10 protein-coding genes are annotated in these 14,752 nt (G+C 59.8%); 2 read left to right on the top strand and 8 right to left on the bottom strand.

Going from position 1 to position 14,752, the window contains the following annotated elements; translation table 11 throughout:
- Positions 1–124: 124 nt before the first annotated feature.
- From ARB25_RS03310 to ARB25_RS03280, 7 genes are all read right to left on the bottom strand, one after another.
- Positions 125–1,033, bottom strand: coding sequence for a DUF4430 domain-containing protein (locus ARB25_RS03310; RefSeq protein ID WP_055285766.1), 909 nt, complete (start codon positions 1,031–1,033; stop codon positions 125–127).
- A gap of 9 nt (positions 1,034–1,042) precedes the next feature.
- The gene (locus tag ARB25_RS03305; protein WP_055285764.1) at positions 1,043–4,459 is read right to left on the bottom strand and encodes a DUF4430 domain-containing protein; all 3,417 of its coding nucleotides are present in this window, start codon (positions 4,457–4,459) and stop codon (positions 1,043–1,045) included.
- Between the two features lie 431 nt (positions 4,460–4,890).
- Positions 4,891–6,654 carry an ABC1 kinase family protein gene (locus ARB25_RS03300; RefSeq protein ID WP_055285762.1) on the bottom strand — a complete coding sequence of 588 codons (1,764 nt, stop codon included), beginning with the start codon at positions 6,652–6,654 and terminating at the stop codon, positions 4,891–4,893.
- An 8-nt stretch (positions 6,655–6,662) separates the two neighbouring features.
- Positions 6,663–7,079 (bottom strand): hypothetical protein, encoded by a 417-nt coding sequence (locus tag ARB25_RS03295; RefSeq protein ID WP_055285760.1) that lies wholly within the window; start codon positions 7,077–7,079, stop codon positions 6,663–6,665.
- A gap of 99 nt (positions 7,080–7,178) precedes the next feature.
- Positions 7,179–8,702, bottom strand: a complete 1,524-nt coding sequence (locus ARB25_RS03290; RefSeq protein ID WP_055285758.1) for a C69 family dipeptidase — start codon at positions 8,700–8,702, stop codon at positions 7,179–7,181.
- 354 nt (positions 8,703–9,056) lie between these two features.
- Positions 9,057–9,911 (bottom strand): bifunctional 5,10-methylenetetrahydrofolate dehydrogenase/5,10-methenyltetrahydrofolate cyclohydrolase, encoded by an 855-nt coding sequence (locus ARB25_RS03285; protein ID WP_055285757.1) that lies wholly within the window; start codon positions 9,909–9,911, stop codon positions 9,057–9,059.
- A 2-nt stretch (positions 9,912–9,913) separates the two neighbouring features.
- Positions 9,914–10,546, bottom strand: coding sequence for a cyclodeaminase/cyclohydrolase family protein (locus ARB25_RS03280; protein ID WP_055285754.1), 633 nt, complete (start codon positions 10,544–10,546; stop codon positions 9,914–9,916).
- Between the two features lie 460 nt (positions 10,547–11,006).
- Between ARB25_RS03280 and ARB25_RS03275 the strand changes: the two genes are divergently transcribed.
- Both ARB25_RS03275 and ARB25_RS03270 read left to right on the top strand, forming a co-directional pair.
- The gene (locus ARB25_RS03275; RefSeq protein ID WP_055285753.1) at positions 11,007–11,600 is read left to right on the top strand and encodes a hypothetical protein; all 594 of its coding nucleotides are present in this window, start codon (positions 11,007–11,009) and stop codon (positions 11,598–11,600) included.
- A gap of 305 nt (positions 11,601–11,905) precedes the next feature.
- Complete coding sequence (locus ARB25_RS03270) at positions 11,906–14,392, top strand: phosphatidylinositol-specific phospholipase C (protein ID WP_055285751.1); 2,487 nt, start codon at positions 11,906–11,908, stop codon at positions 14,390–14,392.
- Positions 14,393–14,486: 94 nt separating this feature from the next.
- On the opposite strand, the gene ARB25_RS03265 is transcribed toward ARB25_RS03270, so the two are convergent.
- On the bottom strand, positions 14,487–14,752 hold a 266-nt coding region (locus ARB25_RS03265; RefSeq protein WP_055285749.1), incomplete at its 5' end, for a hypothetical protein.

Here is a 14,752-nt window from a genome sequence, read left to right as displayed (position 1 = left end):
CGCCTACAGGGCGGGATGCAATTTCCGGTTGAGCCTCGATTGGGAAATGACGTCCCATTCGCATAAAAACGGGCGTCTCGGATGTTTGTCCGAAACGCCCGTTTGATGCGATATGTCGAGGCCCCTAGCCTGTCACGTAATACCAGATCACGTTGTCGCCGTTTGAGAGAACGTAGTTGCTGCAGGCTGTCATGGGCGTTGTGCCGTTGACGGAGTACATCCAGCCGCTCGTGCCGCCGTGCTGTTTCTCGGCCAAACCACCAATCGCGGAGACATACGTGCCGTACGACGAGCCATGTGCGTTGACAGAAAGGCCCAGCGCGCACAGGGCATCGTAGACAGTAGCGCCTTCGTTAAAGGTAAAGGTGCCACCAGAGGACACAGGATTGCCCACAGCGCTCGATGTGACCGAAACCGTCACCGTAACGTAGTTAGACTCCTGTGAGCCGCTCTGGCCGCCCGAGGAGGCGTTTCCACCATTAGAGGATGAGGCTCCATTAGACGACTGGCCACCGCCCGAAGAAGCACCGCCAGACACATTGGAAGTATCACCGGCTCCCGTATTTTGGGCAGCAGATTTATCGCCAGACTTCTTGCCGTCCTGGTCCTCAGACTTCTTGCTATCCGAGTTCTTGTCCGATTCCTTGTCCGAAGACTCGGAATCTTTCTTGGAGTCAGATTTGTCAGAACCCCTAGACCCGTCATTCGTATCATCAGAAGATTTGGAATCCTTGGACCCGGCCTTGCCCGAAGCGACAGTCGAGCCGGACCCATTGCCATCCTTGGCGACGATGCTCTCCCCCGCCACGGTCTGGACGATCCAATCAATGGACCAAGCACCGCTCTCGGAGGGATGGACAAAGCCCAGAGAGACCACGATCAGAACGACGCATGCGGCAGTCAGAACGCCAAGGAGCGCCTTCCGTCGAGGGGCGGACGCCGCCGAAACGGCGCCCTGTTGCTTTGCATCATCGAACTGAATGAACGAGGAATCTGGTTGCTTGGGGTCAGCGTCCTTGGATTTATTGGACACAGCCCTCACCTACCGACGTTTGGTGAACACGAACACGCCGACGATGGCGAGACCGATGACGCCGGCGGCAACGCCAACAATGGCGAGCGGGTTGGTGCCAGTCTCCTGCTCGGAAGCACTAGAGGACTTCTTAGCAGTGGTCGTGGAAGCAGCACCCGTATCGGACTTGGAATCGGACTTCTTGTCTGACTTGTTGTCCTTCTTGTCAGACTTCTTCTCATCCTTCTTGTCGGACTTGTTTTCCTTGGTCTCGGTCTTGGTCGACACCGTCGTCTTGGTCACCGGCTTCTTGCCCGGGGCAATAGCGCCGCCCTTCGAGCCGGAGCCAGAACCCGCGCCAGCGCCAGTGCCGGAACCAGTACCGGTACCAGAACCGCCGCCATTCGAACCAGCGCCACCATTACCGCCAGGGTTAACGGCATTCTTGGTCCACTTGGCATACAGCGCCAGGTCGGCCGTCACCGCAGCGCTAAAGTCATACGCCTTTGTGCAGGCAACATCGGTGTACCAACCGGCAAAGGTGTAGCCCTTGCACCGCGGCTTAGTCGAGGGCTCCGTCGCCGCTTTACCTTCCTTCACGCGTTGAGAATCGGGCATCGCCGCATCCTTACCGTTGGCGTCGAACGTCACGGTATAGCGTTTGACCCTTTGGCCATTACCCTTGACAGCAAACAACTTGCCCGAGTCATTGACATAGTAGAGTGAGCCATCGGATCCGACCGAAATGGAAGCCATGCAGTACTGCTGGTCGCCCGCCGCGGGCGTATAAAGCAGCTCGGCCTCGTCGTCGCCAATACGGTAGCGATAGATGCCGCCCGGGTTGTTGTTAGACGTAAAGTAGACGTACGTCTCGCCATTCTGGACAGAAACAACCGGCTGCGACTTTACGTCACCGCCGCCCGAAGTCCCCTGGCGAATATAGCTGCCGTCCGCCTTGCAAATGGAATAGTCCACAGCAAGCGTCTCTGCATCAATCACTGCAAGCTGACCGTAGTGATACGTGTTCTTATTCGTGTAGCCGTCCATAAAGGATTCGGTCGATGCGCCTCCGACCACAATCTTGCCGTTGGCCAGCACCGGCGTCGAGGTCGAGCTGCAGCCAAACGTCACCTTGCCAAGCTCGGAAAGCGTTCCGTCCGTTCCAACCGATAGCTTATGCAAAACGCCATCGGCGCTCACGACATAAGCGATCGATCCATCGACCAGCACCGTCGTACGCACGCGCTCGGCAATCTTGAGCGACGCAACGGTCTTTCCAGTTTCGGAGTCGACCGTGCTCACCGTACCGGAATCATCTGCGATGACGCCATAATTGCCCGAGAACGCTAAGCCGGCCCAGTAATAGCCCTTGCTGTTCTCGTTCTTATGCTGCCACATAACCTTGCCATCGGAGATGCGCACGCAGAGCAGGTAGCCGTCGCTCGAGTCGGACCAGCTAGCCGATGCCGTCCCAAAGTAGGCAAAGCCGTCACGAACCGTAATGGACGCAAGGGACTGCTGAGCACCATCGGGGCCAGCAGGCAACTCATCGGTTACCCAAACTGTCGCCAGAGCATCAACCGTCAGCGCCTGCAGGCGACCGCTCGAAAGCGGCACGAGTATCACGCCACCGGTGTATACCATACGCGAGGTCGAATCGATCTTTGCCGCCAAAGGCGATTCGGCAACGGTCTCACCCGTGTCGACATTTTTCTTGAGCAGCTTGGAACCAACGGCCACGTAGAGGTAGTCACCGACCAGCAACGGGTCGGAAATACCCTTGCTCCATTCGTTCGAGCCCTTGAGCTCGCTCACCCATTTTGCCTCAGCGTCCTTCGTAGGCACAGGAGCGTCGGTTACTTTGTCGGCGCTCGTATAACCAGGCCAATCGCTATCCCAGTTAGGACGTGCGGCACCCGGGTCAACAACAACACTGTCGACGCCAGGCACAGTATCGCCGGGAGCAAAAGCCCAGACGATTTTGTCGCCAGACTTGAGCACGTAATCGCTATCGAGCTGAGACCCAGGAACGCCGTCGACAAAGAACGACCATGCACCCGACAGCTCGGTGCCATCAAGCGGAGATACGAGACTATAGACGCCCCAATAGCCAAATTGGTCGTACATTTTTGACTTTATGCCAAGGGCATCGAAGTAAGCAGCAGAGGCATCCTTAATCGACGTGCCCTTAGCAAACACCTGGGTCGAAGGGCTCGTCCAACGCTGAGCCATCTCGGCCTTTTTGCCAATAATCTCCATCGTGACGGAAACCTGCTCGGGCGCGGGGTCGCCGTACTTCGAGTAGCACCAGACGACGGAGTCGCCGTCCTTGAGCGTGTAGCCGCCCGCGCCGACCTCGGAGGCGCTGCCGTTGACGAACAGCTGCCAGTACGCGCCGGTCGCCGGGTCGTAGCCGAGCTTGCGGTCCTTATCGAAGGGCGACGTGATCGTGTTGAGCGCCCAGCCCCAGGAGCCGTTGGGGTCGTAGTCGGCCTTGAGGCCGGCCTGCTTGAAGAGCTGCTCGGAGAGGTCGGCCGCGGTCGAGCCCTCCTTCAGCGTGATCCGCTGGGCGGCGGCCCAGGTCTGCTGGGCGCCCTCGGCGTCGGTGCCGACGACGGAGCACGTGGCCGTGACCTTGGCGACGGGCGCGGGGTCGCCGTACTTCGAGTAGCACCAGACGACGGAGTCGCCGTCCTTGAGCGTGTAGCCGCCCGCGCCGACCTCGGAGGCGCTGCCGTTGACGAACAGCTGCCAGTACGCGCCGGTCGCCGGGTCGTAGCCGAGCTTGCGGTCCTTATCGAAGGGCGACGTGATCGTGTTGAGCGCCCAGCCCCAGGTGCCGTTGGGATCGTAATCGGTGGTCAGGCCGGCCTGCTTGAAGAGCTGCTCGGAGAGGTCGGCCGCGGTCGAGCCCTCCTTCAGCGTGATCCGCTGGGCGGCGGCCCAGGTCTGCTGGGCGCCCTCGGCGTCGGTGCCGACGACGGAGCACGTGGCCGTGACCTCTTGGCTTGCGGCCTTGGCAGGCTGAGCCTTGGCCTCTCCAGCGGCAGAGACAACGGCGGCGTCCTGCTTCGAGGCATCGGACGTCGATGCAGCCGACGCCTCATTGCCGGCAGCGCTATCGTCCTCAGTCTTGTCGGTAGGGCCCGAAGCTGTCGCGGCGGCATCTTGCTCGGCAGTGCCCCCATTCGCCACCACGCCGCTCGCATTGAGGTCGGCAGCAGGGCTTGTCGTGGACTCACCAGAGCCATTCTCGGCAGGCGGTGCCGCCTGAGCCACAGCCTCGGCAATGCCCTCGGCGCCCTCGGCCCACAGTTGAGCCGGCGTGGTGCCAAAGGCCATCGCGAAGGCCAGGAATGCCACCAGGCCGCGCTTGGCTACACCGCGTGCGATTACGCCACGGCGACGAAGCGAGGCACGCTGGCACTCGTCCTCAAACATATCCATTTGTCTCCTACTGTCTGTACTTGGAGCGTTGCCTTGAAGCTGCCCCACGTCATCGCGCATGTTGCGCCCGAGTTCCCCCATCGGGGTCCCCCTTCCCTCCAGAGCCCTATGCACACCGGCGGCATACGCCGCAGCCGCATGCAAGATGGGAGGCGATCCGACTTAACCTTAACGGCTCAGGCGCGCCGTCCGATCTGCGACGCGAACATCCCGAGCCAAGAGGAATTACGGTTACTGGTACAGCCGGGGACTTGCACCCCGATTCTCCCAAACGCGCAGGAAAACCGCGCATTCGTGCGTCTCCGCACCACCATCTAGGCCATCGATTAAAACCGTCAATATGCTATCACGCAAAAGGGCCTCGCACGCAGGCGAAGCCCAAGGTAAAAGCTATTGTTTGCGAAAGGAAAATGCGGTGACGGTCGCAGCCTCTAATGCTTGCCGCCGTGACTGTTGCGCCAGATCTCGCGGCCCAGCATCAGCGCCAGCACCAGCGCGCTCACATAGCCCATAAAGCCAATGACCGGGATACCGAACACAACCGGCTCGATGCGAGCGTAGTACACCACCGACGAACCGATAAACAGACCGGCGATCACAATTGCCATCGACATGCGGTCGATAATCCCACCCAACTGTCGCAGCGCCTTATCGCTGCTCATGATCTGCGTGTTTACCTTAAGCTGGCCGCGTGTGAGCATGCGCGACGCCAAACCCAGATACTCGGCCGCCTCGAGCGAACCCTTTGCCGCGCGATAGCTGCTCGCGGCAAGATCGCGCCCCATTTCGCGAACGCGCGCATAGGCGCTTTTCTCGTTTTTGATATGCGCTTGGATGATCTGGATCATGTTGACGTTGGGCATGTACTCGGTCAGCAGACCCTCGAGCGTCACCATGCCGCGGGCGAACATCGTCACCACGCTCGGCAGCTCAACGTCGTTTTTGCGCGCCAGGTTTAGCAGCGAGGTCAAAAACTCGCCGATATCCAGGTCTTTAAGGTCAAGTCCGGCAAAGTCGGCGACGATAAAGTCCAAGTCGGACAAAAAGGCCGAATGGTCGAGCTCGGCAGAGTCGCCGCGCGTCACGGCAAAGCGCATAAGCGAATCCTTGAGCTTGGGCACGTCGCCCTCGGCCACGGCAAAAATCATATCCTTGACGATACCGCGGTCGTGACTCGACATGCGCCCGACCATGCCCAGGTCGATAAAGTAGACAATGCCGTCCTTGAGAATGATGTTTCCCGCATGCGGATCGGCATGGAAAAAGCCATCGTCGAGCACCTGCGTCGAGTAGTCCTCGACGATCGCGGCGCCAATCTTCTCCAAGTCATAACCCTCGGCCTCAAGGCGTTTGGGATCAGCGATGGAGATGCCGTCGATGTAGTCCATGACCACCACGTGCTCGGTGCAAAGGTCCAGATAGGATTTGGGGCACGACACGCCATGCACGCTTTTGTGGAAGTCATAGAAATCGTTGAGGTTTTTTGCCTCGGCCAAAAAGTTGGTCTCCTCGCGAAACGAGGTCCACAGCTCTTCGACCACGCCATGCAGGTCAACAAACTGATCGGTGTTGACGAACTTGGATACGATGCGCACCACCGAGCGAATGATGTCGATGTCCTGAGCCATCACCTGCTGCGCGCCAGGGCGCTGCACCTTAACGGCCACGTCCTCGCCGGTCACCAGGCGGGCGCGGTGCACCTGCGCGAGCGACGCGCTACCGAGCGGGTTGGGGTCGATCGCGTCGAACATCTGCCCCAGACGCTGGCCGTATTCCTCTTCCAGGCAGCGGAGCACTACCTCATACGGCACCGGCTCTACGTCGGAGCGCAGGCGACGGAGCTCGTCACAAAACCGCTGCGGCAAGATCTCGGAACGGTTGGCCAGAATCTGCCCCATCTTAACGAACATGGGGCCGAGCTCTTCGAGCAGACGACGCAGGCGAACCGGCGTGAGGTTATCCCATACGCGGTACTTTTTGACCAGGCGAACAATCTGTCCAATGCGTTCGCGACGACCCGCCGGCGTGAGCTGGTATTCCTCGTCCGGCGCCATCGCGTCGGGCTCCTCGGGGACCATATCGACAGCGCGCGGCTTCTTGCGAGCGCCCGAGACGACGGCATCGACCTCATCGACAACCGCTGCCTCGTCACCCAAGGGATCTAGATTGTTGTAATCGGTGGTGGAATCTGCCATCTGCGCTGCTACTCGGCCTCTACGGTATCCTTCGCATCGTCGGGCTCAACGGACTCGACGGGCACCGAGGTCACATTGTCCTCGACTGAATCGACAATGTCGCGCACATGGGCCAGGAAGGCCGTGCGCTCGGGGGCGGTCATAACGCGGACGCGAGCAAGGATGAGCTCGTCGAGCACGCGCTGGGCCGCGGTCTCGCCCTGCATGCCCAAGCGCTCGGTCAGATCGGAGATGGTACCGCCGGCCTGCTCGAACATGTCGGACACGCTGCGGGCGATATCGGGGGTGGCGGTGTCCTTGCGGACCTGCTCGCCCTTGGTGTTAAGGTCGTCGAGGACCTTCTTGCCGCCTTCGACAGCAACGGCGGCAGCGCCAAAGCCCACGTTAATGGCGCCGTTAACAAGCTGATCGAGTTTCATAACCATGGTTATCTCCAATCACAAACAACTGCATTGGCGTTCTTGTACCCAAGATTGAGCGAAAGCGACAAAGCGTTTTAGCGCTATTCGATCGACGGGAAATCCCTACCTCACGTTGTCATTCATCGCGAAAGAGTTCTTCATGGCGCAGCTCGTGGTGTAAAGCACCTTGCCCAGCAGGGCATCGGTCTCCACGCGGACACGCTCGGCAAAGGCCTCGTTGGCGCGTGCAAGCTCGGCAGACACCTCGGCCTCGGGCAGAGCGGCTACGGCAGCGTCGACGTCATGGATCTGCTTGTGGCCCATGCCACCGATCTTCTCCTGATAATCCTCGACCGCGCGGCCGCACTCATGGAAGCGGACGTCAGCCAGCGCGCCGATCAGGCGGTTGGCCCAGTAGAAGTTTTCGGACGTCACGCGAGCCTGCGTGTCGGCATAGTACTCGGGCATAGTCTCGACGTTGGCGTACAGCGGAACCAGCGCGTTAAACGAGTTGGAACCAAAGGCCATCCACTGCACGGCGCGGTAGGCCGGCTGCGCATAGGGGCGCAGCTGCAACACGGCAAGCTGGCTGTTGCGGTTGATGCCGATGGGGCGATAGGCACCACGCGTAGCGGGCGTGCCCTTGCTGCCGTAGCAGTCGTACTCCGTGCCCTGGTAGTGGCTCGAGAGCACGTACTTGATGTCCTCGATGGTCACCTTGCGCTCGGGCACGCGGCTCCAGGGGATATCGTCGCTCTCGGGCGTGTAGTCGGCGTCGGGGCCATCCCACACGTCGCTGGGGTTGAGGCAGCGCTGCATGTACCAGGCGCGCGGCGTGTTGTAGACATGGTCGCTGTCGCTGTGCGAGCCAAAGGCCTCGCGCGGGTTAAAGACGGCAGCCGGGCCGTCGCCCTCGACACCCAGCGTCAGGTCCAGATGCCACTCGGCCATCCAGACGCGCAGGTCGGCGGAGCACATATGGTCGGCCTGGGCGCCCTCGGCGTCATCCAGGTCAAAGCTGTCGATGCCCAGCTGGTTGGGCATGGTCACATAGGCGTCGTCAGGCACGCGCTTGGCGATCCAGTGGTGACCGCCGATGGTCTCGAGCCACCAGATCTCGTCCACGTCGCTAAAGGCGATGCCGTTGTTCTCGTAAGTGCCGTAGCGCTCGAGCAGGTCGCCCAAGATACGCACGCCGTCGCGGGCGGACTTGGCATACGGCAGCACCAGGGTCACCATGTCCTCCTCGCCCAGGCCACCGGGCTGCGCCGGCACATAGCCGTCCTCACCCTCGTTGCCCTTGGCGGGCACGTAGTCCACGAGCGGATCGGCGCCGCGGACGCGCTCGTTGGTGGTAAGCGTCTCGGTTGCGGACATGCCAACATTGAGCTCGTTGAAACCGGCCTCGGCCCAGATACCGTGGCCCGGGACAACATCGGGGACGCTCGTATAGCGCATGGGGTTATCGGGCAGCTCAACGGTCAGGTGGCTCAGAACGCTCGTGTAGACACGCGGCTGCTCGTCGGGATGCACCACGCGCATGCGCTTGGGCTCAAACACCCCGTTGGACGAGTCCTCGTTGCGGGCGACAAGCGTCGACCCGTCGTAGCTCGCGTTCTTACCAACCAAAATCGTTGTGCACGGCATGCGCATCCTCCTTAAGCGAAGAAATCAAACGGCAACAGTGTATCGCTTCGGCGAAAAAAGGGCGAAACCACAGCCCCAGCAACCCCTGTGGTCAAAAAATGCCAAATATGAGTACTGTCACCAATTTAGTAGCAGCAATTTCTCTGGGCACAGGCGTCGATAATCTACATTTGTTCAAAAGCTGGACAATGTAATTCCTCATAGGTCCAATAAAATAGGCTCTCTATCGATAATAAATACCGATAGAGAGCCAAAGAGAGCTAAATTATATGTGACCATATTGGCAGCAGTACTCATATTTGGCATTTTTTGACCACGAGGTATATATCTAACCCCCTGAACAGCCAAAAACGCCTATTTCGATGCACACTCCGCCGCTTCAATCACGTGTTTGGCGAGAATCGCCGTTGTCACGGCGCCCACGCCGCCCGGCACGGGGGTGATGGCACCAACAACCGGCTCCACAGCATCAAAATCGACGTCCCCGACCAGCTTGCCAGCGTCCTCATCCCAGTTAATGCCCACATCAATGATCGTCTGGTCCTCGCGAACGGCATCCACGCCAATCGTACGCGCGCGTCCAACGGCGGCAACCACAATGTCGGCAGCACGGCACTCGGCAGCAAGGTCGCGCGTATGCGTATGGCACGTCGTCACGGTCGCATTGCGCGCCGTAAGCATGGCGGCAACAGGACGCCCGATCACCAGCGAACGCCCGGCCACAGCAACCTTAGCTCCATCCAGCTCAACACTGTAATGGTCCAGCAACGCCAACACGGCCTCGGCCGTGCAGGGAGCAAAGCCCTCGCCACGACCCGAAAGCGTGGTAAGCAGCGAGGCCGGCGTCATGGAGTCAACATCCTTGGCGGGATCGAGCGCCGCGGCAACCGCATCCTCGTCAAGTCCAGCGGGCAGCGGGCGAAACACTAGGCAGCCATGAACAGCGGGGTTGGCATTGATGTCCCTAATAGCCGCCAGCAGTTCATCCTGCGAAACATCGGCAGAAAGCAAAACGCGGCGCGCCTCAATGCCAACCTTCTCGCAGCGCTTGAGAGCGCCGCGCTCGTAGGATAGGTCGTCCTCGCGCTCACCCACACGCACGATAGCCAACGTCGGAACAACGCCCCGCTCGCGCAGCGCTGCGCAGCGAGCGGCAAGCTCCTCAGTCAAAGCACGGGCAACGGGAGCACCCTTCAGCAGTTCAACCATAGCTATCCTCTCTTCCTTGCAGCGTCGGAGGCGCGGCGCGCCAGCGCATCGGCGCGCGGCAACCATGTGTCGAGCAACTCATCACACGCGGTCTCGAGCTCCTTAGCACGAACGCGATCCTTCATAGACGTGGTGTTCGCAAAGAGCGTCAAGCTCGCGCCCTGCATAGCAGCACGGCAGAACACGGCGCCGCACGCCACATCGGACAGCAGCTGACGCGAACCCTTGTCGGCCATGTCCTCGAGCAGCGCCAGCGCACGCCCGCAGGCATCCATAATGCGATACGGCGGCATAGCGGCCACATGCAGAGCATCCTGAATCGCGGTCGCTCGAGCCGGATCGTCACGCGGAATACCGTACGCCGCGGACACCCGCCCGTAGGCACGAACGTCCTCGGCAACCAACTCGACAAGCTCCTGGGCCAGCTCATCCGCCTGGGCAAACGCACGCGTCAGGTCATCCGCACGATCAGCAAGCGCGGGATTGGTCGCACCGTAGCGGGCAACCATTCCGCACAGCGAGGCGCCCAGCGCGCCCACAAAGGCGCTCGCGCTGCCACCGCCGGGAACCGGCTCGCGCGCGGCAAGCGCCTCGGCAAACCCGCGGCAGGTCTTGTCCATCATCTCTTGGCTCATACGCACGCACCTTCAAGTCATATACATCGGTCGGGTGGCAACCACCGACCGACCGCATCGATCACATAATGGTGCTAAGTCTAGCCCATAAGTACTCAAGCGTCAGCGCACCTGGCCATCGCGGATTTCTGTGGCACACGATAGACCATGCCAACGCAAACATGGGGCACATGGCTCAACTTTCGGGACTTCCGGACGTCACAAACTGGGACATATCTATAAACAAGGAACCTATTGGGGCAATGCCCGCGTACACGCGCCCCTTTAAAGCACTGGGCGCCCAACCCCGGTGAGGGCCGACAGCATCGGCTCTCCCCTCTTTTGGACCCGCGCATATTGCCACTTGTCGGCGCAATTCCAGCCCTCAGAATGGGACACATGGCCCACCCGAGCGAGCCGCTCGCGCGTACAGTAAAGGCAGGTAATCCATGGGCGGTTACAGATCGAGGAGGACACGACCATGAAAAAGAAGGCCTTTGCGATTCTCACCCTCTGCATCAGTCTCTTTGCCGCAGTTGCCTTGGTGGGTTGCGGTGGCAGCGACGGCGCTACCGGAAGTGGCGGTGGCGGCGGGGCAGAAAAGCCAGCCGTGGATATGAGGACCGACTTCATTTGGTTTAAGGTCGAGGTCCCCGAGGGCGTCGAGATCACCGACGTCGCAGGCGACACCGCCGACAGGGCCCAGTTTAAGTTCACCGAGAGCGAGCACGCCAGCGATCGCTTCATCCCCGTCTTCGACTCTGACAAGAACGCCGATGAACTGTTCGACTACGAGGCAAAGTGGAAGGCCAACTCCGGATGGACCGAGAGCGATCCCGTTAAGTACAACGGCAAGACCTGGCGCAACGCCTACTTTACGCACTCGGGCGGCGTGACGACCGAGTACTTCACCGACGTTGACGGTGGCAGCGTGTATGTGCGCATCGACAACGTCGAGGAGCACAAGGACGCCGTCGAGACCATGATGAAGTCACTGGAGTTTGCCGACGACATCGCCAAGGCAAAGACCGAGGCCATGGACGTCAAGCTCGAGGATATCGAGATCAAGCGCTAAACGACTGGCGAACGCAGCGGGAAACACGGGCGCAGTGCTAACAAGCGGCGGTACCCCAGCGCTTCGTACCCAGGGAGGGCCGGTAAACCGACCCTCCCTTTCTTATGCCGGTAGCCAACGAACGCGAGGATGCCGGACGCCGGAACCGCTCCAAATGTAGCAACAGTACGAAAACGACAAACACCCCAACACGTCCGCCCGCCGATTTATTGCGCCGCGCAGACAATTAAACCAGCATCTTTAAACATCTGAGCAGTATAGTGACCAAAACTATCGCATAACCGCACTCTACGAATGGAGAAGTTATGACCGAACACCACGCCATCAGCCGCCGAGCATTTACGTTGGGCCTTGGACTCGCGGCGTTGTCGCCACTTGCAAGCCTGCCCGAAACCGCGGCATTGGGCATTTGCCCACGAGCGGCATTTGCAGACGACGCTGCCACAGCGTCGGTCAGCCTCGACAATTTCGTCATTCGCCTTCGCCCCGCGGGCTATTTTCGCACCGCGAGCGTCAACGAAGACGGCAACGTCATCGGCAACGTCTGCCATCTGTTTAATGACGGCACGTCCAGCAAGCTCATCCTTGAGAACGTAACGACCAAGAATGACGATACAAACTGGTATGCTATCCGCACCTTGCTCAATTTCGAAGAGCATAAAAAGACGGGCTACAGCATTTGGTCGGTCGATGGCGACTCGGACAAAGACGGAAAGGTCATCCACGTATGGAGCGGCGAGTATGACAACAAGCCCAGCCGCGCTTTTGCGTTCGAGCGGCAATCAAACGGAACCTATATCATCCGAGACCGCACGGTCGAGAAAGAAACCGAGAAAAAAGACATTAAGTACCTGGCAATAGAATCGAACGGCGAAGACCAGGACAACAATAAGATCTGCCATAAGAGTAAGAGCATTCCGTGGGAGCTCGAACTTATCGGTTACGACATGAAAAAGAACGATGCCACGGTTAGCAGCCTCGACTGGATCACGTACAGCAGCTACGTCGACGGACCATGTTGGATGAAATACGTCGACGACAACAAGTTCCTCGACGAGCTGAGCATCCCGGGTACGCACGATTCGGGCACCTGCAGCGTGGACAACGACACTGAGCCCCAATCCTCGCAAGTAAAATGCCAGCAGGATTACATTCCCACGCAGTTGCTCGAAGGCATTCGCTATTTTGATATCCGGCTCGGAAAGGGCGATGACCCCGGCATCGACCACGGGATTTTCTACCTACTCAAAAAAGACGGGAACTATCTGCATCTCTCCGATGTCATCGGGTACTTCAAAACGTTTTTGAACGAAAACCCGTCAGAAGCGCTCATCATGCTCGCATCGCGCGGCAACGATGAGGCTACCGACGAAAGCATAACGACGGCCTTCGCCAAGGTTATGGCCGATAACCCCAACCTGTTCTACACGTCGAGCCACGTCCCCACGCTGGGCGAGGTGCGCGGAAAGATCGTCCTGCTGCGTCGATTTGGGCTCGCCGGCAACAGCGTAAGCGGCCACACGTGGGGCCTCGACCTCACCCAATGGGATGACAAGATCAAGGCGCATTCCGGGCAGTCGATGTGTCTCGTCCAAGACGCGCGGGGATTTGAAGCCATAGGGGAAACGGGCAATGAAGAGCCCTATTGCACCAAGGTATATGCCCAGGACAAGTACAAACTCGCGGGAACCGACAAGCTCAGCTGGGTCGATAATGCGCTGAAGGAAACGACCGGGCGCACGTGCAACAAGGTGGACATCGTGGACGATGCCGGGGCCGAGGTGCAAGTCCAGGAGCGTTGCTGGTCTATCAACTACACCAGCTGCACGGGCTTGTCGCACGGAGGCAATCCTTTTACCTCGGCACGAGTAGTCAACGAGCATCTGTACAAGAGCCCGTACATCAATCCCAGCGGCACCGAAGATACAAAGTCAGATTACCTCAAGCACATTGGCATCATCGCATCCGACTTTGTTGATGCGGCGCTGGCCCGGAGCATCTACCAGCGCAATTACAATTACGATACGAAGCACACGCAGTCGGCTTCGTGCTGCCTCCCGACCCGCATGCGCATGACGTACGGCGACTCGCTGAGCGATGCCACGCTCCAGGATGGCAAGACCGTTGGCGAGGGCCATTTCCGCCTTGTCGACAGCAGCAACGTACTCAACGTGGCGGCTTCGGGCCATGCGTTTACCATCGAATACGTGGATGTCGACGCCTTGGGCAACGAGACCGTTACGGGGCTGCAGGGATCCGTGCCCATCGATATCGATCCGCGCGCACTGACACCCCACTTTGAGGGGCTCGAAGGCCTTAAGGCCGGCGAGGATGTGCGCACAAAGGTCGCGGCGCTGCTCGAGGGCAAACTCGAAAACGATGCCTGCACGGCTCAGCTCGAGTTTGTGCACGACGCGGACGGCGCTCCGGGCACGGCAATGGCCGAGGGCGAGGCATTTACCGCGGGAACGTACTGGGTGCGCGCGAACGGTCTTTTGGGCGACGCGGCGCAAAACTACAAGCTTGCTAATGACGGAGCCGCGAGCTTTACCGTAGCGGCCTCGAGCAGTGCAGGCGGCACCGGCACCGACGGTGGCACGGGTTCCAACGCAGGCAGCGCTGATAAGAACGGTAAGGGCAACAAGGGCAAGAACTCGGGCGGAAAACTCGCCGACACGGGCGACGGCTCCGGCATTGCCGCCGGGCTCGCTGCCGCCGCCGTAGCGACAACGGTCGCCGGCGCGGCAATGCTTGCCAACGACCGCGAAAACGCTGGGGACGGTAGCGAATAGGCAAGCCGGCCTTTTAGACACATCGACTCAATGGGGGGCGCAGGACACCGTTCTGTGCCCCCGATTTTTACCTTGGCCCAAACGCCGCCATAGGCTACATCACCATGTTCAGCGCGTTAACAAACTCCTGGGCCTTCGCACGGCTGCTCAGGCTAAAAACACAAGCAGTCAACAGCCTGTTACGCAGAAAAACATCGCGGCCCTTGATCCTGTTGACCCCCGTAATGTCCTTAAGATAGACAATCTCGGTGTGCTTGCCACCAAAAGTGCCCTTCTTGAGCACCTCAATACGGTTGGGGTAGATCTTGACGTCTTTATACCTACCCGAACCTTTGTCCTGGAATAGCAGCGTGTTGTTGT

It is taken from the genome of Collinsella aerofaciens, assembly GCF_001405375.1.
GTDB classification, from domain to species: Bacteria; Actinomycetota; Coriobacteriia; order Coriobacteriales; family Coriobacteriaceae; genus Collinsella; species Collinsella aerofaciens_F.
The sequence above is the reverse complement of the archived record's forward strand: the minus strand, read 5'-3'. Positions and strand labels throughout refer to the sequence as shown.